Genomic DNA, 17183 nt, shown 5'->3' on the forward strand with positions numbered 1-17183 from the left:
TACAGCCCGGAGCTCAATCGCATCGAGAAACTGTGGCACAAGATGAAATATGAGTGGCTGGCCTTCAAGGCGCGTGACATCCAAACCCTTGAAGAAGACGTCGATACGGTCCTTCAAGGATTCGGATCAAATTATAGATTTACTTTCTGTTGAGAGCTTAGGGGGCGGGTGGGGTTTTCAAACTGCGGCGCTGGGCTGATCGGGTTCGTGACTGCTGCTCGATTGGCGACATTCGCGCATCGACCGATTTTTCTGGTGAATTCATAGTGCACTCGGTGTTTCAACGTGAGTTGATCCATGTGTCATCGCACCTTGATTGGATTCATGAATTATGGATGATTGAATCCGGAATAATCGGGTAATCTATTTTCGAGTCTGGAATTTAATTTCAACTACTTCTGATTTCATTGCCATGTGGATAGGCCAGAGACAGGCCGACAGCCAGGCCGCTTCCCGATGAAAACACTCGCGTATCTTGCCTGCCTGACCGCGGTCGGCTTGGTGCTGCGGGTTGCAGGCGTCCCGCATGGCCTGCTGCTCGGCGCGATTCTCGCCGCGTCGATCGCGACCAGCCGGTTAGGGTTCGCGCCCAGGCTGCGCTTCGGCCTCGAGTTCGTGCAGATCGTGCTCGGCACGGCCACCGGCCTGCTGTTCCGGTCCTGGGACACGCAGATGGTCATCTCGATCGTGCCGAGCCTGGGCGTCCTGCTCGTGTGCCTGGCCACGCAGATCGCAGTCGGCAGTCTTTGGCTGTCCCGCGTCTCGCGCTGGAACCGGGCCGATGCTTTGCTGGCTGTCTATCCCGGCGCACTTGCCGCGGTATTCGACCTGCTGGAATCCGAACGCGCGTCGGCCAAGGTGATCGTCGTGCATCTCGTGCGGCTCCTGTCGATCACGATCCTCGTCAGTTGCTTCATTCCGGCGCAGGTGGGCGCACCGCAGCAAGCAGCGGTCGCTGCGTTGCCGGTCGAGACGTGGCTGGCGCTGACCGGGCTGGTGGCGCTGTGCGTGCTGGCCGGGCGGGCGTTGCTCGGGCTCGGCGTGCCGGCGCCGTTCATGATCACGGCCATCGTGCTGACCGGCGTGTTCGTGCGAGCGGGATGGCTGCACGACTTCGAAGTGCCGACGTGGTGCGTCGATGCGGCTTCGGTCATCCTGGGCGCGCTGATCGGCGCCCAGTTCAGGCAGATCACCCTGGCGGACGGCCTGCGATACGGCCGAACCGGCCTTGCATGCATCGCGTTGATGCTGATGGTGGCCGGTGCGTTCGCGTGGGGGATGGCGCGGCTGTCCGGCTACGGGGTGCTGCCGCTGTGGCTCTCGTATGCGCCCGGGGCCATCGAGACGATCACGATCGTCGCCTACGGCGGCGGGTTGAACGTCGTGTTCGTCCTGTCTCATCACCTGACGCGGCTGGTCGTGCTGCACTTCGCGCCGGCGGCACTCGCCCGCGCGCGCCGCCGGCGCATGCTGGCGATCGACGGCGGCGACGCGAAGTAGCGCGGACGTGTCGCTCGTACGGGAGCGGCACGATCGGCGGCACCGTGCGCAGTCCTGCCTATCGTTCGATCATCGGCGGCACCGCCTGCGCGAGCGCGTCGATCACGCAGCGCGTCTTGCGCGGCAGGTAGCGCGTCTTCGGCCAGATCGCGTGGATGTCGCCTTCGCAGACGAAGCAGCGGTCGAGCACGACCGTCATCTCGCCGCGCTTCACGTAATGATCGAGCAGCCAGCTCGGCAGCCACGCGATCCCGAACCCCGACGCGCCGGCCGCCGCGATCGCCTGCACGTCGTCGAAACTGAGCTGGTGCGGCATGTCGACCCGCACCGTCGAGCCGTCCAGCGCACGCAAGTCCCACGGTTGAATCACGCCCGAGCGTGAATACGCGATCGTCCGGTGGTCTTTCAGGTCGTCGAGCGTCTTCGGTATCCCGTAGCGGGCGAGATACGACGGCGCCGCGCCGAGGCTGCCGTATTGCGTGCCGAGCCGCCGCACCGCGAGGCTTGTGCTGTCCGCGAGCGTGCCGATTCGCACCGCGAGGTCGATGCCTTCCTCGACGAGATCGACGAAACGGTCGGTGATCGACACGTCGATCCGCAAATGCGGATAGGTGCGCGCGAGATCGAGCACGATGGGCGTCACGCAGTGATGCCCGAACGCGAGCGGCACGCTCAGGCGCAGCTTGCCGCGCGGCTCGTTGCGGCCGCAGTCGAGGTCGGCTTCCGCCGCCTCCAGTTCCGCGAGCGCGCGCACGCAGCGGTCGTAGTACGCCTGGCCGTCGTCGGTCAGGCTCTGGCTGCGCGTCGTGCGCTGCAACAGCCGCGCGCCGAGCCGTTTCTCGAGCCGCGCGACCGCCTTGCCGACGGCCGAACGCGTCATGTCGAGCCGTTCCGCGGCAAGCGCGAAGCTGCCCGATTCCACTACCTGGACGAAGGTCGTCACGCCGTCGAGTCTGTCGGTCATGGGGGAGATTGAGTCCTGTGGTTCCCCAGTCTGGAGAAATGCATGCGTCAATGGGGATGGAAATTCTCACTATAGTACCGATTCCCGTCCAGCGTGCGTCGCCGGTCGCACGCGGCGAATCCTTCTCACCTGGAGGCGCGCGGCCCGTTGCCGGGCTGCGGCGCAATACGCATGACGCAATCCGACTCCCGCAGGAATGCGGTCGCACTCGCGGCCGTCTGTCTCACGTCGCTGATGTTCGGCCTCGAAATCTCGAGCGTGCCGGTGATCCTGCCGACGCTCGAACACGTGCTGCATGGCGATTTCAACGGCATGCAGTGGATCATGAATGCGTACACGATCGCGTGCACGACCGTGCTGATGGCGGCCGGCACGCTCGCCGACCGGTTCGGCCGCAAGCGCGTGTACGTGATCGGCACCGTGCTGTTCGGCGCGACGTCGCTGCTGTGCGGGCTCGCGCCGAACGTGCCGGTCCTCGTCGCGGGGCGGCTGCTGCAGGGCGCCAGCGGCGGTGCGATGCTGATCTGCCAGATTGCGGTGCTGTCGCACCAGTTCCGCGAGGGCCGCGAGCGTGGCCGCGCGTTCGGGATCTGGGGGATCGTGTTCGGCATCGGGCTCGGGTTCGGGCCGATCGTCGGCGGCGCGATCGTCGCGCTGGCAAGCTGGCCGTGGGTGTTCCTCGTCCATGCGCCGCTCGCGGCCATCGCGCTCGTGCTGATCGGCGGCGCGGTGCAGGAGTCGCGCGATCCGCACGCGGGCAGGCTCGATGTGGCAGGCATCGTCACGCTGTCGCTCGCGGTGCTCGGCCTGGCGTTCTACATCACGCAAAGCGCGGCGCTCGGGCTGACCAGCGCGGCCGGCCTCGGCGTGCTCGGCGCGACCGTGCTGGCGCTGGCCGGCTTCTTCATCGCGGAACGCGCCAGCGCGCGGCCGATGTTCGACTTCTCGGTGTTCCGGATTCGCGCGTTCACCGGCGCGATCTTCGGTTCGATGGGGATGAACTTCAGCTTCTGGCCGTTCATGATCTACCTGCCGATCTGGTTCCAGGTCGCGCTCGGCTACGACAGCGTGACGGCCGGCCTCGCGTTGCTCGCGTACACGTTGCCGACGCTGGTCGCGCCGCCGTTCGGCGAACGGCTCGCGCTGCGCTACGGGCCGGGCGTCGTGATCCCGGGCGGCCTGTTCACGATCGCCGCGGGGTTCGCGTTGATGCGGATCGGCAGCGCGGCCGACCATGCCAGCTGGATCACGATGCTGCCCGGCTGCGTGATCGCCGGCATCGGGCTCGGGCTCACGAATACCCCCGTCACCAACACGACGACGGGCGCGGTGCCGAGCTCTCGGGCGGGGATGGCGTCGGGCATCGACATGAGCGCGCGGATGATCTCGCTCGCGCTGAACATCGCGGCGATGGGCTTCGTGCTGGTCGCGGGGATCGTCGCGAGCCTGAAGAGCGGTGTCGCGGGCACGATCGGCGACGCGGCGCTGCGCCGGCTCGCGCAGGAGATTGCGTCCGGCCGCACGGACGGGCTGCACGAGATCGCCCCGGCGCTCGCGCTGGCCGACCCGACCGGTGCGGCACTGCACGCGGCGCTCGTGCACGGGTTCGGCTGGGTGATGGTGTACGGCGCGGCGGGCGTGGCCGTGCTCGCGACGGCGAGCGCGGTGGCGTTCGCGCCGGCGCGACGCGGGGCGCCCGTGTGCGAATGACGCCGCGCTGGCTCGGCGCGGCCGGCGCGGTGTACGCGCCGGTCAGGACATCCCGCCGCCGAGCGCGCGGTACAGCGTCATCTGGTTGTTGAGCCGGTTCAGGCGCGTCAGTTCGTCGGCGCTTTGCGCATCGCGCAGCCGCTGCTGCTGGTCGAGCCACGGCTGCACGGCGGTCGCGCCGGCCGCGAAGCGCGCGGCGGCCAGCTGTTCGGCGCGCTGCGCCTGAGCCAGCGACAGCGCGCGCTGTTCGGCTTCGCGTTCGAGCTGCACACGCGCCGACAGCGCGTTCTCGACTTCCGCGAGCGCCGTGTAGAGCTTCTGGCGGAACCCGACGACGGCTTCCTCGTACTGTGACTTCGACACCCTGATCTGCAGCTGCATCGTGTTCCACTGGATGAACGGCAGTGCCAGGCCCAGCCCGAGCGTGCCGACCGGATTCATCAGCACGCGCTCGAGGCTCGTGCTCGACGTGCCGGCCTGGCCGGTCAGCGTGAAGGTCGGATAGAAGCTCGTGCGCGTCGCGTCGACCTGCGCGAGCGACTCGCGCAGCCGGAATTCCGCCGCGCGCAGGTCGGGGCGCCGGCCGAGCAGGCTCGCGGGCAGGCCGGCCACGACTTCCGGCGGCGCCGCGACGGGCAGTGCGGCCGGCTCGGCCGCGCGCTGCTGCGGCGGCCGGTCGAACAGGATCGCGAGCGCGTGGCGGTTCTCGGTGCGTTGCTGGATCAGTTGCGTCTGGGCGGCGCGTTGCGCGGCGAGGCTTTGTTCGGCCTGCGCGAGATCGAGCCCCGACACGGCGCCGGCCGTGTGCCGCGACCGGACGACCGCAAGCGTGCGGACCGCATATGCGATGTTCGCGTCGCCGAGCGCGATCTGCCGGTTCAGATAGCCGATCTGCCAGTACAGCGACGCGGTCGTGCCGATCAGCGACAGCCGCGCGGCTTCGAGATCGGCGGCCGTCGCGTCGGCTTCCCAGCGCGCGGCGTCGCGCAGCGCGGCCAGCCGGCCCCACAGGTCGATTTCATAGCTGAGCGAGCCGGTCACGCCGCTCGTCCGGCTCATCCGGTGCGTATCGAGCGTGCGCGATACGGCGCCGTTCGCGCCGAGCGACACGTTCGGCGTCAGGTTCGTATCCGCGAGCCCGGCCTGCAGTTGCGCGCGGTACACGCGGATCGCCGCGATCGCGAGGTCGTTGTTGGCGCGCAGCGCGTCGTCGATCAGCGCGTCGAGCTGAGGATCGCCGAAGCTGCGCCACCAGTCGCGTGTGGTGGCCGGTGCGCCGGCCGCGACCGGCGCCTCCCAGTTCGCGGGCATCGCGACGGCGGGCAGCGGTTCATGGCGTGCGCCCGCGCAACCGGCGAGCAGCGCGACCGCGCACGCGAATGCGCCCAGGCGGTGAAGGGGTGGGGAATGCGTCATGACAGATCTTTCTTCAATCGCGCGCGAGCGCATCGATCGGATCGAGCCGCGATGCGTTGCGCGCGGGCATGAAGCCGAAAATCACACCGGTGAGCGTCGAGCAGACGAACGCGGTCACGATCGCGCCGGCCGAGAACACCATCTTCCACTGCGCGACGAACATCGAGAACAGTGCACCGAGCCCGAACGACAGCGCGATGCCGATCGTGCCGCCGAGCAGGCAGACGAGCACGGCTTCGACGAGAAACTGCTGCAGGATGTCGGACTGGCGCGCGCCGACCGCCATCCGGATGCCGATTTCGCGCGTGCGCTCGGTGACCGACACCAGCATGATGTTCATCACGCCGATCCCGCCGACGACGAGCGAGATCACCGCGATCAGCGACAGCAGCAAGGTGAGCGACTGGCCGGTCTTCTCGACGGTCTTCACCACGCTGTCCATGTTGTACGTGAAGAAGTCCTTGCGGCCGTGGCGCTGCGTCATCAGCTTTTCGAGGCTTTTCTCGGCGGCGGCGCTCGGCTGCCCGTCGCGCACGCGCACGGTGATGCTGTCGAGATAGCGCTGCCCGAACAGGCGCCCGCTCGCGGTCGTGTACGGCACCCACACGTTCAGGCTCTTCACGCTGCCGAACGCGCTCTTCTTGTCGGCCGTCACGCCGATCACGACGCACGGCACGTTGTCGACCAGGATCACTTCGCCGATCGGGTTGCGCGTCGCGCCGAACAGCTTGCGGCGCGTGTTCTGGTCGATCACGGCCACCTGCACCTGGCGGCGCACCGCGTCCTCGTCGAACGCGACACCCAGCGCGAAGCGCATCCCGCGCGCCTGGAAGAAGCGGTCGCCGACGCCGCTCACGAGCGCGTTCACGTCGACGTTGCGGTAGCGCAGCAGCAGCGTGCGCGACGTTTCGGGCGTCGCGCTGTCGACGTACGGCTGCTCGGCGAGCGCGGCGACGTCGGCGGGCACGAGCGTCTGGATCGCGTCGGCGCGGCTGTCACCCCAGTCGGTGCCCGGATAGAGGTTGATCGTGTCCGTGCCGATGCTGCCGATCTCGTCGAGCATGTAGCGCTTCGCGCCTTCGCCGATCGCGACGATCGACACGACGGACGTGATGCCGATGATGATGCCGAGCATCGTCAGCAGCGTACGCAGCCGGTGCGATACGAGCGCGATCCATGCCATCCGGCACGCTTCGGCGAAGCGGCCGGAGCCGGCCGCGAAGCGTCGCGTGCGGGTGCCGGTGTCGGCGTGCGTTTCGGTGTTGGCGTCGGCGTCGGCGGATGTGGGCGGCGGCGTGTCGTGGCGATCGCGGGCGGGTAGCACGTTCGCGCCTGCTTCGACTGCATCGCTCGCTTCCGCTGCGTCAACGCCGGCTTCCGCGAGCGCTTCCGCTGCGTCGACCCCAGCTTCCACGAGCGCTTCCGCGTAGTGCCGATTCGGCCGGTCGGCGACGATCTCGCCGTCGCTGATCTCGATGATGCGCTTCGCATGGCGCGCGACGGCCTTGTCGTGCGTGACGATGACGATCGTATGGCCGAGCGCGTTCAGCTCGTGCAGGATGCGGATCACGTCCTGGCCGCTTTTCGTGTCGAGCGCGCCGGTCGGTTCGTCGGCGAGGATCACCTGGCCGCCGTTCATCAGCGCACGCGCGATGCTCACGCGCTGCTGCTGGCCGCCCGACAGTTGTCCGGGCCGATGGTGCGCACGATCCGCGAGCCTGAGGCGCGCGAGCAGTTCGCGTGCACGTGCGTGCCGCTCGGCGCGCGGCGTGCCGGCATAGATCGCGGGCATTTCGAGGTTCGCGACGGCGTCGACGTGCGGCAGCAGGTGGTAGCGCTGGAACACGAAACCGAAATGCTCGCGGCGCAGTTGCGCGAGCTCGTCGCTGTCGAGCATGTGCGTGTCGCGGCCGCCGACCGTGTAGGTACCTTCGCTCGGGTGGTCGAGGCAGCCGAGGATGTTCATCAGCGTCGACTTCCCGGAGCCCGACGCGCCGACGATCGCGACGATCTCGCCCGCGTGGATCGACAGGTTGACGTTGTTCAGGACAACGACATCCTTGTCGCCGGCCGGAAAGCGTCGCGTGACGGCAGCGAGTTTCAGCAGGGGCTGGCTCATCGTCACACCACGTCCGCCAGCGGCGCGTGGTCGTCACCGGCCGCTTCGCCGATCACGACGCGGTCGCCGTCCTTCAGGCCGGCCAGGACTTCGACGCGCACGTTGTTGTTGATGCCGATGCGCACGTTGCGCGTTTCCGTGCTGCCGTCGGCGCGCAGCACGCGCACCGCGTAGGTGCCGTCCTTGCGTTTTTCGCCGAGCGCGGCCGCCGGAATGCTGAGCGCGTTGCGGGCGTTGCCGAGCACGATGTTGACTTGCGCGGTCATCGAGATGCGCAGCCGATGCTCGGGATTCGGCACTTCGAACAGCGCGTTGTAGAACACGGCCGAATTCGGCTTCGAGCCGCCGCCCGCGCCGCCGCCGAGCGGGCTCTGCGCTTCCGCGTAGTTCTGCGGCGCCGGCTCGATCGCGCGCAGCTTGCCGTAGTGGCGCTTGTCCGGTTCGCCGAGGATCGTGAAATACGCGGTCTGGCCGGCACGCACGCGGATCACGTCGGCTTCCGACACCTGCGCCTTCACGGTCATCGTGTCGAGATCGGCGAGCTTCAGGATCACCGGCGCCTGCTGCTGGGCGATCACGGTCTGGCCTTCCTGCGTGACGACCGCGACGACCTCCCCGTCGATCGGCGCGACGATGCGCGTATAGCCGAGGTTCGCCTGCGCCGTTTCGATCTGGATGCGGGCCGAGCGGATCTGCGCGGCGAGCGACGCGAGTGTCGCGCGCTGCACGTCGAGCGCCGCGCGTGCGGCCTCGAACGATTCGCGCGAGGTTGCATCGTCGGGCAGCATCGCCTGCTGGCGCTTGAACGCGAGTTCCGCCTGCGTGAGTTGCGCGGCGGTCGATTGTTGTTGCGCGCGCAGGCTTTCTTCGCTGGCGCGCGCCTGACGCAGCGCGTTTTCCGAGATCACGGGATCGATCTCGGCGAGCCACTGGCCCTTCGTGACCTTATCGCCGAGCTTGACCTTCAGCGACTTCAACTGCCCCGACACCTGCGCGCCGACGTCGACCTGCCGGAACGCCTGCAGCGCGCCGGTTGCCAGCACCGCGTTCTCGAGATCGCCGCGCGAGACGGGCGCGGACAGGTATTGCGGATGCTTGTCGGGTGCGCACGCCTTCAGCGTGACGCCAGCGGCGATCGCCACGATGGCAAGGGTAGCCAGCACGATGCGCCGGCGGCGATGGGTCTTCTGAGTCATGAGCGTGCGGCGAGGATCAGGCAGTGCCGGCGATGCGTGCGGCCAGGCGGGACGATCCGGTCGGCGTCGCATGTCGGGCAGGTTGCCCGCGACGGCATCCGCGTACGCATCGCGCGGGCGTGCCGAGTCGAATCAGCCGCTCATGGTAAGCGAGGACATCACGCCAAATCGTGTGGAAATTGTGCTGAATTGTGCGAACGCCGCACGGGAACGGAGGCCGTGCGGCGTCATTGTTGCGGGCCGTGACCACGGCAGGCGAAGGCCTGTGCGGGTATCGCGTCGTGCGCTGACGTGCGTTAGCGCTGCGCGGCGACGAGCGCCATCATCGGCCGGTCGCGTTCCTCGTCGAGCGCGGGCAGCGCATCGACCTGCGCCTGCGTCGGTCCCCATTCGTCCAGGTGCGTGAGCGTGAAGCCGCTGCCGATCAGCAGGTTCACGAGCGTGCCGAGCGTGCGGTGCTGCTTGACGACTCCCGGCGCGAGCCAGTCGGTCACGCGTTCGCCTTCGCGCTGGTAGCCGTCGAGCGGCCAGGACCGGTTGCCCTGCGCATCGACGACGAAGCCGGGCCGGCGCGGCGCCGTATAAATGGGATGTTCGATCGAGAACACGAGCCGCCCGCCGGGCACGAGCGCGCGATGAATCGTGCGCAGCAGCGTGTCGAGGTGCGCGACGTAGTGGAAGGCGAGCGAGCTGTATGCGAGATCGAACGCGGCGTTGGGCAACGCGAGCGTTTCGAGATCGGCGCGGCGGTACGTGATCGCCGGGTGCGCGGCGGTCCAGGCCGCGCGTTCGAGCATGCGCTCGGAGACATCGATGCCGAGCACGCTTGCCGCGCCCTGATCGGCCGCCCAGCGGCTGAACCAGCCGTAGCCGCAGCCGAGGTCGAGCACGTCGCGGCCGTGCAGGTCGGGCAGCAGCGCGCGCAGCGCGGGCCATTCGGGTGCGCCGTCGAGGCCGTGAATCGAGCGGCTCAGGCGGCTGTAGCCTTCGAAGAAGGCCGGGTCGTCGTAGATGTTTTGCGTCATGCGTAGCGCCTCGTGCGGGTAGGGCGCGCGGTGCCGCGCGCCCGATCCCGCGAGCTTACGCGCGCTGCCCGCCCGCGTCGATCCGGCGTTGCGTGTCGGCGTCGACGATGTCGCGGATCGCGCTGAACAGCGGCGCGGCGTCGGTGTAGCGGCGGCCGTAGCCGAGATTGAACGCGTAGTCGAAATCGGGTGGGTTGCTGCCCTGGTTGTGCTGCAGGATCGTCTCGAGCTTGTCGAGCGCCTTCGCCGCACGTGCTTCCGGCGTAGCCGCCGCCTCGTATTCATCCCACAGCGCGACGATCTCGTCGCGCCGCGCGGGATCGAGCGGTGCGGTCAGTGTCAGCAGGTCGTCGCGTTCTTGCGCGCTTTTGTCGGGGTGCGCGGCTTGTTCGATCGCGGGAATGTCGCCGTGCAGCGCCTCGCCGAGATCGTGGACGACGCACAGCTTCAGCAGCTTCAGCGTGTCGATGCCGGGTAGCGCGTCGGCGAACACGAGCGCCATCAGGCACAGCCGCCAGCTGTGCTCGGCCGTGCTTTCCGCGCGCCCGGACGACGTGTGGCCGCTGCGCAGCACATCCTTCAGGCGTTCGGCTTCGCGCAGGAAAGCGAGCCGCGCGTGGATCGTATCGGGGGTCATGGTCGGCGTCCTTGCGATGAGCCGCCTAGCGTAATGCGGGTGGGTGTGCGTCGTCCACGCATGAAATATGCGTGGCGGTGGTGCTGTGCCGCGCCGCTACTTCGCAAAAAGCCCGGCCCAGCAGAACAGCGCGAAGAAACCCGTTTGAACACCGACGATCAGGCTGAACAGCCAGGGGCTGCTGCGGCGCGCCACCCGCCTGCCGCCGGCGTTGGCCACACCCGAGCGAAGCGCAGCGAGCACGGCCGCACCCGTATAGAGAATGAACGCGACGATCACGAGTTCTCGCATGACAAGCGTCGACATGTGGCATCTCCCCTGGGCGTGCTGCCATTCACGTTCGCATCTTTTGCGTTGGATGCCGTACGCGTTGAAAGCGGCCGCACCGTTGCCGGCATGCGGTGCTTCATCGCGACGTGGCAATCACGCATCCTGGAGCGTCTCCACGAGCCGCGCGGCCGAGCCGTCCGACAGCGTCATCCGCGTCCACCGGCACGTGCTGCCGCGGATCGGCACGACGCGCGACGCATTCGCACCGGTGTCGAATTCGACGCTCGGCGGCCCCGCGTGGTCGTGCCAGCCGAGCGTGTCGAGCGCGGTTTCCATGCGGACGATCTCCGGCGTCGCGTAGCGCCACAGCGACGTGCCGAGCAGCATCGACAGCGGCTGCGAGAATTCGGCCGCGCGCGCCGGGGAAGAAGCGAGCAGGCGGTGCGTGAGGTCGCACACGAGATGCATGCAGCCCGCGCTGCCCGCGACGAGCCGCGCGAGCGCGTGATCGCCGGCCGAATCGAGGCGTGCCGCGAGCAACCGCTCGGCGGTCGCGCGCTCGTCGGGCGACATCTGCTGGAGGCCGGCTTCCCAGCGCGAGATTGTCGATTGCGCGACACCGAACAGCTCGGCCGCATGGTTTTGCTTGACGCGATGCAGCGTGCGCCAGCGTTTGAGTTGCGGGCCGAGCGGCGGGGCGTGAAGCGGTGAGGCGGTCATGGTGGTGCTCCGTTCGGGGTGTGCGTCGCGTTCACGCCGCGTTGCGGCAGCGATGGATGGAATCGTCATTCCCTTGGCGCCTGAATCGTGACGAGTTCGACCGGAACCAGCGCTGCGCCGCCGAGGACAAGATCGCCGTCGGCGGCGGCCGTGATCGGCGTGGGTTCGATCGCGAGATTCACGATTGCCACGGCCTCTGTCACCTGCCGGGCATCAATCGTGCAGGGTCGGTCGAGCAGCTGCGCAGCCACCTTGGGCGGTATCTCGAAGCCTTGGGTGGCGTAACGCATTCCGGCGATGTTGCCTTCTAGCGCGGAACCGTCGTGCGCGGCGATGAACCCGTGCGCGGCTGCCGTCACCCGATCGACTGCCGAAGCGCCATCCGGCAGCACGACGCGGTAATGGCCTTTGACATGGCCGCCCACCGCGCGGAATCCGGTGAACGACCAACGCAGTGATGACCGGTAGCCGGCCGACATGGCGGATCGTAGCGTGTCGGGCAGATCGAGGACGAAGTGGACGGGGCGGCCCAGAACGATCAGCTTCGCATGGTCTTTCGTGACCATGAAGCCGGATACCGCTTCATCGTACGGCTGTTCCCGAACCAGCCCCGACTTGAAAAACTGATCCTCTGACGGCGGCTGTTCCGTGTGTACTTGGGGTTCGTGGCAGCCCGGCAGCGCGATGCAGCCCGCGACCAAGGCGGCGTGCCAGCACCGGCGTGCGATCGATATGGTCATTGTCTTGTCCCGTCTTGTGCGGTTCGGTTCTTTTGATGCCCTCGTCGCGGGATTCTGGCGGATCCGCTGCGCGTTGTCGAACGGGATATCTGCCACGGCAGCGGTCGATGGCCCTTGTCCGTGCCGTGCCGACAATGTTTTCGTCGCCGCTTTCAACCGTCTCCGCCATATCTTATTATTCGGCCAGTGCGGAGGTATACCGGCAGCCAACGGTCATGTCGAGGCATGACGCGCCGGTATGAATTACCGCATTTCGGCTGGCGCGTCGCACGATGCGCGGTCGAAACGACAGGACACGCGTGACCAGCGCGTATCCCGAAAAAATGACGAGAGGGCGCGATGGTACGACTGGTCTTGCTGCTGCTGGGCATCGAATACTTGCGTACCCGCTGGCGCGGGCTGACCGTGCTCGGCTGGGTGTGGATCGTCGCGGGCGTCGTGATCTTCGTCGATGCACTCGATGGCGCGCTGCACTTCCCGATCCAGATCTTTGCGTGGCTGTTCCTGATCGAGGGGCTCGCGACGCTTGCCGTGGCCGGCAGCGGCGTCGGCGGCCAGCGCATTCTGCGCTATGTGAAGGGGATCGCGGTGGTGGTCGCTGCCGGGCTCGTGTTCGCGGGGCATCACCACGGCCATTTCCTGCTGTCGATGATTTTCGGCACGCTGTTCCTCGTCGACGGGCTGCTGCAGTGCACTGCGGCGTGGATGGTGCGCTATCGCCGCTGGAACGTCGCCTTCGCATGGGGCGTCGTCGAGATCCTGCTGGCCATCTTCTTCTATCAGCCGTACCCGACGCACTATGTGGGCACCGTGCCGTACTGCCTCGGCCTGCTGCTGATGTTCGGCGGGATGCACATGCTGAGCCTCGCCGCGCGTGTGCGGCGGCTGACGCGCAATCCGGCGTTCGCGACGTCGCCGGCGCCGGTGCTCGCGCCGGATCTCGACGATGCGCGCGACCGGCCGCATTTCGCGCAATCCGAATGGGACGGCCCGCCGGCCGACGGCGAGCATGCGCTCACCGTGCACGTGTGGACGCCGACCGGCACGTCGAAGGCCGAAGCGCAGCGCTATCCGGTGATCGACCGCTATATCGCGGCGGTGGACGTCAATGGCGTGATCTCGACCGGGCACGCGGCGCTGGAGTCGCCCGAGGGCATCTATATCAGCCTGTATCCGGGCGTCGAAATCGATCGTTCTCCGGACGAATTCACGCGCATCCTGCGCGCGACCCGCGAAAACGACGTGCCGGGCCTGTTCCAGCCCGACTACGCGACCGAGTCGAAGGCGTGGTGCCCGTCGACCGTGCGCGTGCGGATCCGCAACTACGATCCGTCGAAGCTGGATGCCTTCTGGACGTCGTACCGGCAGAACGCGACGTACAACCTCACGCACCGCAACTGCTCGAGCACGGTGTCGAACGCGCTCGAAGCCGCACTCGACGGTGCTGTGTGGCGGCTGAAGGGCGCGCGTGCCGGGTGGGGTGCGTTCGTGCGGCTGCTGCTCACGCCCGAGCTGTGGGTCGCCGCGCAGATCCGCAAGCGCGCGGTGACGATGGCATGGACGCCCGGGCTCACGCTCGACTATGCGCGCGCGCTCAGCATGCTTGCCGATCCGCGGCCGTTCGCGTGGTGGAAGGTCGCGCGCTCGGCCGTGAAGGCGATCATGACGTCGCGCCGCACGTGGCGCGAGCAGGACAACGCGGCGCTGTCGCCCGGCGGATCGGAAGCCGCGTCGATGAAGTGATCGCGTGCCGCCGGACGCGGGCCCGGCGTCACTGCGGCCGCCGCCGCGCGGCCGCGCGAGGTTGCTCGCCACGAGAACCCCCCCTACGCAAACAACAATGAACAAGACGAGAGCCTTCCGCATCCTGATTCCCGCCGCGCTGGCGCTGACGAGCGCCGGCTTCGCGCAGGCGAGCGCGGACGAGGTGCCGCGCATGAGCAACGACGTGTACCGCACGTCGGTGTCGTTCTGCTCGAACGTCGCGGCTGCCGAGAAGATCGAGTGCCAGGGCGACATGATCGCCGCGGGCAGCCGGATCGTCGCGGCGATCGGCGGCCTGCCGCCGGCATCCGCCACGTCGATCGACGAAGGCGCGCGCAGCAAGCTGCCGGCGGCGGAGCGCAAGGGGCTCGCGCCGGTCGAGCCGGGCGCGATCGACAAGGACGACGACCTCGCCGGTCTCGCCGGCATGGTGCGCCTGTGCGACGTGTACGAACCCGAGACGGCGTCGCGCGCGCGGCATCACGCGGCGCTGAAGCAGCAGGCGCCAGGCGCCGCACCGCGCGTCGAGGCGTTGCTGGCCGATGCGTCGACGGCGGCGCGCCGGCGCGTCAGCATCGGCGTGTGGCAGATCCTCGCGCTCGAAGGCCCCGAATCGATCACACGCGCGTGCACGCAGCTGGGCGCCGGGTCGTGAGGGGCGGCGTGCCGCCAGTGTGGCGGCACGTGTCGGCCGTGTGAGGCAGCGCGCGACGCGACGATGGGTGCCTGCACCCGCGCCGCCGGACTTCATTCGTCCACCTTCACATTCGTGCCATGTTGCGTCGGCAACAATTGCGGACAGACATTCGACAATCTTGCGGCGCATCCCGCGACCGCAAGCCTTTTCCGAGGAAACGCCATGCTCAAGACGCTCGCCCGCGCCGCTGCCGCACTCGCCGTCGCTTCCGTTTCACTGCACGCCACCGCGCAGACCAGCTACGACTACCTGTTGCTCGCCGCGTCGTGGGAGCCCGGCTTCTGCGCGTCGCACGACACACCCGAATGCACGAACCTCGCCGGCACGTACGCGGCGACGAGCCTGTCGCTGCATGGCCTGTGGCCGAACAACTACGACGGCAACCAGCCGTTCTACTGCGGCGTGCCGCAGAACGACATCGATCTCGACAACGCGCACCAGTGGTGCAGCATGGACGCTTACCCGATCAGCAGCGCGACCCGCAACACGCTGTCGACGTACATGCCGGGCGTCGCGTCCTGCCTCGACAAGCACGAGTGGTTCAAGCACGGCACCTGTTCGAACTCGGCATCGCCCGATGCTTACTGGAACCAGGCATCCGGCATGATCAGCCGGCTCGGCAACACGTCGTTCAACGCATTCCTGCAGGCGAACGCGGGCAAGACGGTCACGCGTAACCAGCTACTGTCGGCCTTCGAAGGTGCATTCGGCAGCAATACGCGCAGCGCGGTATCGCTGAAGTGCACGAAGACGAATGGCGTCAGCTATTTCACCGAAGCGTGGATCGCGGTGAAGACCAATGCGGCCGCGCAGTTCCCGAGCGCCGCCTCGCTCGTGACGGACGGCAATACGCAGGGCACGTGCCCGACGTCGGGCGTGTATATCGCGAAGTAACGGGGAAGGGCGAAGGGGCGACGGCGCGCGACATCGTGTGCGCCGTCGCCGGTCACGGCTTCGGCGGGATGCCCGACCACAGCAGCCGGGCCAGTTCCGGTGCGTCGAGTTGCGGCTCGTGTTCGTCGATCGCGTCGGGCAGTGCATGCCACGGCACCGCCGGATTCCGGTGATGCTGCAAATGAAGGTTGATGTGATACGGCCACACGAACACGCGGCCGATCCAGCCCGTGCGCCATGAATACGTCCAGTCGGCCCAGCCGGGCGTCGCGTGCGGGCCGCCGCTGTGCTCGGCCATGCTGCGGATCTTCTGCAGCAGGACCGACAGCGTGAGCAGCGTCACGAACCACAGCGCGGCGACCAGCAGGATCGTCTGCACGGTACAGGCCCACACGAGCAGCGCGACGATGACTCCCCATACCGCCGCGGCTGCCTGGAAAGGCCGGCCGAGCCGCGTATTCTGTCCGCCCGCGCGCCGGAATGCCGCCATGTTGCGCACCATGTTCAGCACGAGCAGGTCGCCGAGGAACTGCCGCGCAAGCGGCCATGCGTCGAGCGGCCGGAACCGCCACGGCTGGTCGTGATAGAGGAACTGCCGCTCCGGGTCCTGCGCGGTGCCGAGATGCCGGTGATGCGCGAGATGCAGCGGCCGGTAGAACTCGATGGGCACGAGCCCCGGCACGCCGATCGCGACGTTGATCAGGAAGTCGTTGAAACCGCGATGGCGCGTCAGGTGATAGTGGGTCGCGTCGTGATACAGGATGAACAGCGCATGCTGCCGCGTCGCGACGACGAGTACGGCAAGCGCATACAGGTACCACGCGCCGAGCGCGGTGGCCACCCGGATCGCCACGACGATGCACGCCCATTCGAGCAGCATGGCCGCCATCGTGCGCAGGTCGACTTTGGCGCGCAGCAGCGCGAGCGTGAGCGCGCCGGCCGCGATGCCGATCGCGCCGCCCCACACGACGTCGGCGGCACGATGCTGGCCGGTGGTCAGGACCGTCACCATCAGCAGCGTGCTCCACGCGGCGAACAGCACGGCTGACCGTAGTCGGAGCGCCACCAGCACGATGGCGATCGCGACCGGCAGCGCGACGTGCCCGCTCGGCGATGCGGCAAGCGGCGTGTCGATCCGCTGCAGCCACGCGATCCAGCCGTCATGAGCGGGCGGCCACGCGACGGCGGTCGGATGCAGCAGATGGCACACGAGGCAAATGCCGGCCGCGAGCGTGCCGGCGAAGAACGCCGGCAGCAGCCATGCACGGCCACGCCCGAGCCATACGAGCGCGGGCATCACGAACAGGTAGCTGAGGTAAAGCGGCACGGTGCCGGGCAGCAGCGGAACCGCGCGATCGAGTGTGCTCGCCGGAATGATCGTGACCGGCCCGAGCGGCAGGTGCGTGACGAAGGAGTAGAACGCGCCCGTCACGACGAGATAGGCGACGAGCAGCGGCCATGGCCGGGCGATCGGCGTGTCGTTCGCATCCTGGCGGGAAACGGCGTTGGACATGGCGGGAGCAGGCGGGTA

General features: G+C 68.0%; 15 protein-coding genes. 5 read left to right on the plus strand and 10 right to left on the minus strand.

The window, feature by feature from the left end; translation table 11 throughout:
- Positions 1–456 precede the first annotated feature (456 nt).
- Positions 457–1500, plus strand: coding sequence for an AbrB family transcriptional regulator (locus CFB82_RS21890; protein WP_089485257.1), 1044 nt, complete (start codon positions 457–459; stop codon positions 1498–1500).
- A 58-nt stretch (positions 1501–1558) separates the two neighbouring features.
- Here the strand turns inward: CFB82_RS21890 and CFB82_RS21895 are convergent, their stop codons facing one another.
- Positions 1559–2464, minus strand: a complete 906-nt coding sequence (locus CFB82_RS21895) for a LysR family transcriptional regulator (RefSeq protein ID WP_089485258.1) — start codon at positions 2462–2464, stop codon at positions 1559–1561.
- Between the two features lie 171 nt (positions 2465–2635).
- On the opposite strand from CFB82_RS21895, the gene CFB82_RS21900 reads away from it, so the two are divergent.
- Positions 2636–4174, plus strand: coding sequence for an MFS transporter (locus CFB82_RS21900; RefSeq protein WP_089485259.1), 1539 nt, complete (start codon positions 2636–2638; stop codon positions 4172–4174).
- Between the two features lie 42 nt (positions 4175–4216).
- Here the strand turns inward: CFB82_RS21900 and CFB82_RS21905 are convergent, their stop codons facing one another.
- The 8 genes from CFB82_RS21905 to CFB82_RS21940 all read right to left on the minus strand — a co-directional run bounded on the left by CFB82_RS21905 (position 4217) and on the right by CFB82_RS21940 (position 12393).
- Positions 4217–5590 carry an efflux transporter outer membrane subunit gene (locus CFB82_RS21905; protein ID WP_089485282.1) on the minus strand — a complete coding sequence of 458 codons (1374 nt, stop codon included), beginning with the start codon at positions 5588–5590 and terminating at the stop codon, positions 4217–4219.
- A 13-nt stretch (positions 5591–5603) separates the two neighbouring features.
- Positions 5604–7709, minus strand: a complete 2106-nt coding sequence (locus tag CFB82_RS21910) for a MacB family efflux pump subunit (protein ID WP_089485260.1) — start codon at positions 7707–7709, stop codon at positions 5604–5606.
- A gap of 2 nt (positions 7710–7711) precedes the next feature.
- Positions 7712–8905, minus strand: coding sequence for an efflux RND transporter periplasmic adaptor subunit (locus CFB82_RS21915; RefSeq protein ID WP_089485261.1), 1194 nt, complete (start codon positions 8903–8905; stop codon positions 7712–7714).
- Positions 8906–9201: 296 nt separating this feature from the next.
- On the minus strand, positions 9202–9930 hold the full coding sequence (locus CFB82_RS21920; protein ID WP_089485262.1) for a class I SAM-dependent methyltransferase: 729 nt from the start codon (positions 9928–9930) through the stop codon (positions 9202–9204).
- 55 nt (positions 9931–9985) lie between these two features.
- Positions 9986–10567 (minus strand): HD domain-containing protein, encoded by a 582-nt coding sequence (locus tag CFB82_RS21925; protein WP_069252259.1) that lies wholly within the window; start codon positions 10565–10567, stop codon positions 9986–9988.
- 96 nt (positions 10568–10663) lie between these two features.
- Positions 10664–10873, minus strand: a complete 210-nt coding sequence (locus CFB82_RS21930) for a hypothetical protein (RefSeq protein WP_089485263.1) — start codon at positions 10871–10873, stop codon at positions 10664–10666.
- A gap of 117 nt (positions 10874–10990) precedes the next feature.
- Positions 10991–11557 (minus strand): helix-turn-helix domain-containing protein, encoded by a 567-nt coding sequence (locus CFB82_RS21935; RefSeq protein ID WP_089485264.1) that lies wholly within the window; start codon positions 11555–11557, stop codon positions 10991–10993.
- 65 nt (positions 11558–11622) lie between these two features.
- Positions 11623–12393, minus strand: a complete 771-nt coding sequence (locus CFB82_RS21940) for a hypothetical protein (protein WP_143750952.1) — start codon at positions 12391–12393, stop codon at positions 11623–11625.
- A 243-nt stretch (positions 12394–12636) separates the two neighbouring features.
- Between CFB82_RS21940 and CFB82_RS21945 the strand changes: the two genes are divergently transcribed.
- The 3 genes from CFB82_RS21945 (at position 12637) to CFB82_RS21955 (ending at position 15652) form a co-directional block, all read left to right on the plus strand.
- Complete coding sequence (locus CFB82_RS21945) at positions 12637–14040, plus strand: HdeD family acid-resistance protein (protein ID WP_089485266.1); 1404 nt, start codon at positions 12637–12639, stop codon at positions 14038–14040.
- Positions 14041–14137: 97 nt separating this feature from the next.
- Positions 14138–14716: a hypothetical protein gene (locus CFB82_RS21950; RefSeq protein WP_089485267.1), complete on the plus strand. Its 579-nt coding sequence runs from the start codon at positions 14138–14140 to the stop codon at positions 14714–14716.
- A 204-nt stretch (positions 14717–14920) separates the two neighbouring features.
- Positions 14921–15652, plus strand: coding sequence for a ribonuclease T2 (locus tag CFB82_RS21955; RefSeq protein ID WP_089485268.1), 732 nt, complete (start codon positions 14921–14923; stop codon positions 15650–15652).
- 52 nt (positions 15653–15704) lie between these two features.
- Here the strand turns inward: CFB82_RS21955 and CFB82_RS21960 are convergent, their stop codons facing one another.
- Complete coding sequence (locus CFB82_RS21960) at positions 15705–17165, minus strand: fatty acid desaturase (RefSeq protein WP_089485269.1); 1461 nt, start codon at positions 17163–17165, stop codon at positions 15705–15707.
- Positions 17166–17183 lie beyond the last annotated feature (18 nt).

Source organism: Burkholderia sp. HI2714 (assembly GCF_002223085.1).
Lineage (GTDB): Bacteria > Pseudomonadota > Gammaproteobacteria > Burkholderiales > Burkholderiaceae > Burkholderia > Burkholderia lata_D.

What these genes read in the sequence shown, in the direction of transcription:
- CFB82_RS21935 (WP_089485264.1), bottom strand. Translation starts at nt 11,557, where the DNA reads ATGACCGCCTCACCGCTTCACGCCCCGCCGCTCGGCCCGCAACTCAAA.
- CFB82_RS21910 (WP_089485260.1), bottom strand. Translation starts at nt 7,709, where the DNA reads ATGAGCCAGCCCCTGCTGAAACTCGCTGCCGTCACGCGACGCTTTCCG.
- CFB82_RS21950 (WP_089485267.1), top strand. Translation starts at nt 14,138, where the DNA reads ATGAACAAGACGAGAGCCTTCCGCATCCTGATTCCCGCCGCGCTGGCG.
- CFB82_RS21890 (WP_089485257.1), top strand. Translation starts at nt 457, where the DNA reads ATGAAAACACTCGCGTATCTTGCCTGCCTGACCGCGGTCGGCTTGGTG.
- CFB82_RS21945 (WP_089485266.1), top strand. Translation starts at nt 12,637, where the DNA reads ATGGTACGACTGGTCTTGCTGCTGCTGGGCATCGAATACTTGCGTACC.
- CFB82_RS21900 (WP_089485259.1), top strand. Translation starts at nt 2,636, where the DNA reads ATGACGCAATCCGACTCCCGCAGGAATGCGGTCGCACTCGCGGCCGTC.
- CFB82_RS21930 (WP_089485263.1), bottom strand. Translation starts at nt 10,873, where the DNA reads ATGTCGACGCTTGTCATGCGAGAACTCGTGATCGTCGCGTTCATTCTC.
- CFB82_RS21925 (WP_069252259.1), bottom strand. Translation starts at nt 10,567, where the DNA reads ATGACCCCCGATACGATCCACGCGCGGCTCGCTTTCCTGCGCGAAGCC.
- CFB82_RS21905 (WP_089485282.1), bottom strand. Translation starts at nt 5,590, where the DNA reads ATGACGCATTCCCCACCCCTTCACCGCCTGGGCGCATTCGCGTGCGCG.
- CFB82_RS21920 (WP_089485262.1), bottom strand. Translation starts at nt 9,930, where the DNA reads ATGACGCAAAACATCTACGACGACCCGGCCTTCTTCGAAGGCTACAGC.
- CFB82_RS21955 (WP_089485268.1), top strand. Translation starts at nt 14,921, where the DNA reads ATGCTCAAGACGCTCGCCCGCGCCGCTGCCGCACTCGCCGTCGCTTCC.
- CFB82_RS21960 (WP_089485269.1), bottom strand. Translation starts at nt 17,165, where the DNA reads ATGTCCAACGCCGTTTCCCGCCAGGATGCGAACGACACGCCGATCGCC.
- CFB82_RS21915 (WP_089485261.1), bottom strand. Translation starts at nt 8,905, where the DNA reads ATGACTCAGAAGACCCATCGCCGCCGGCGCATCGTGCTGGCTACCCTT.
- CFB82_RS21895 (WP_089485258.1), bottom strand. Translation starts at nt 2,464, where the DNA reads ATGACCGACAGACTCGACGGCGTGACGACCTTCGTCCAGGTAGTGGAA.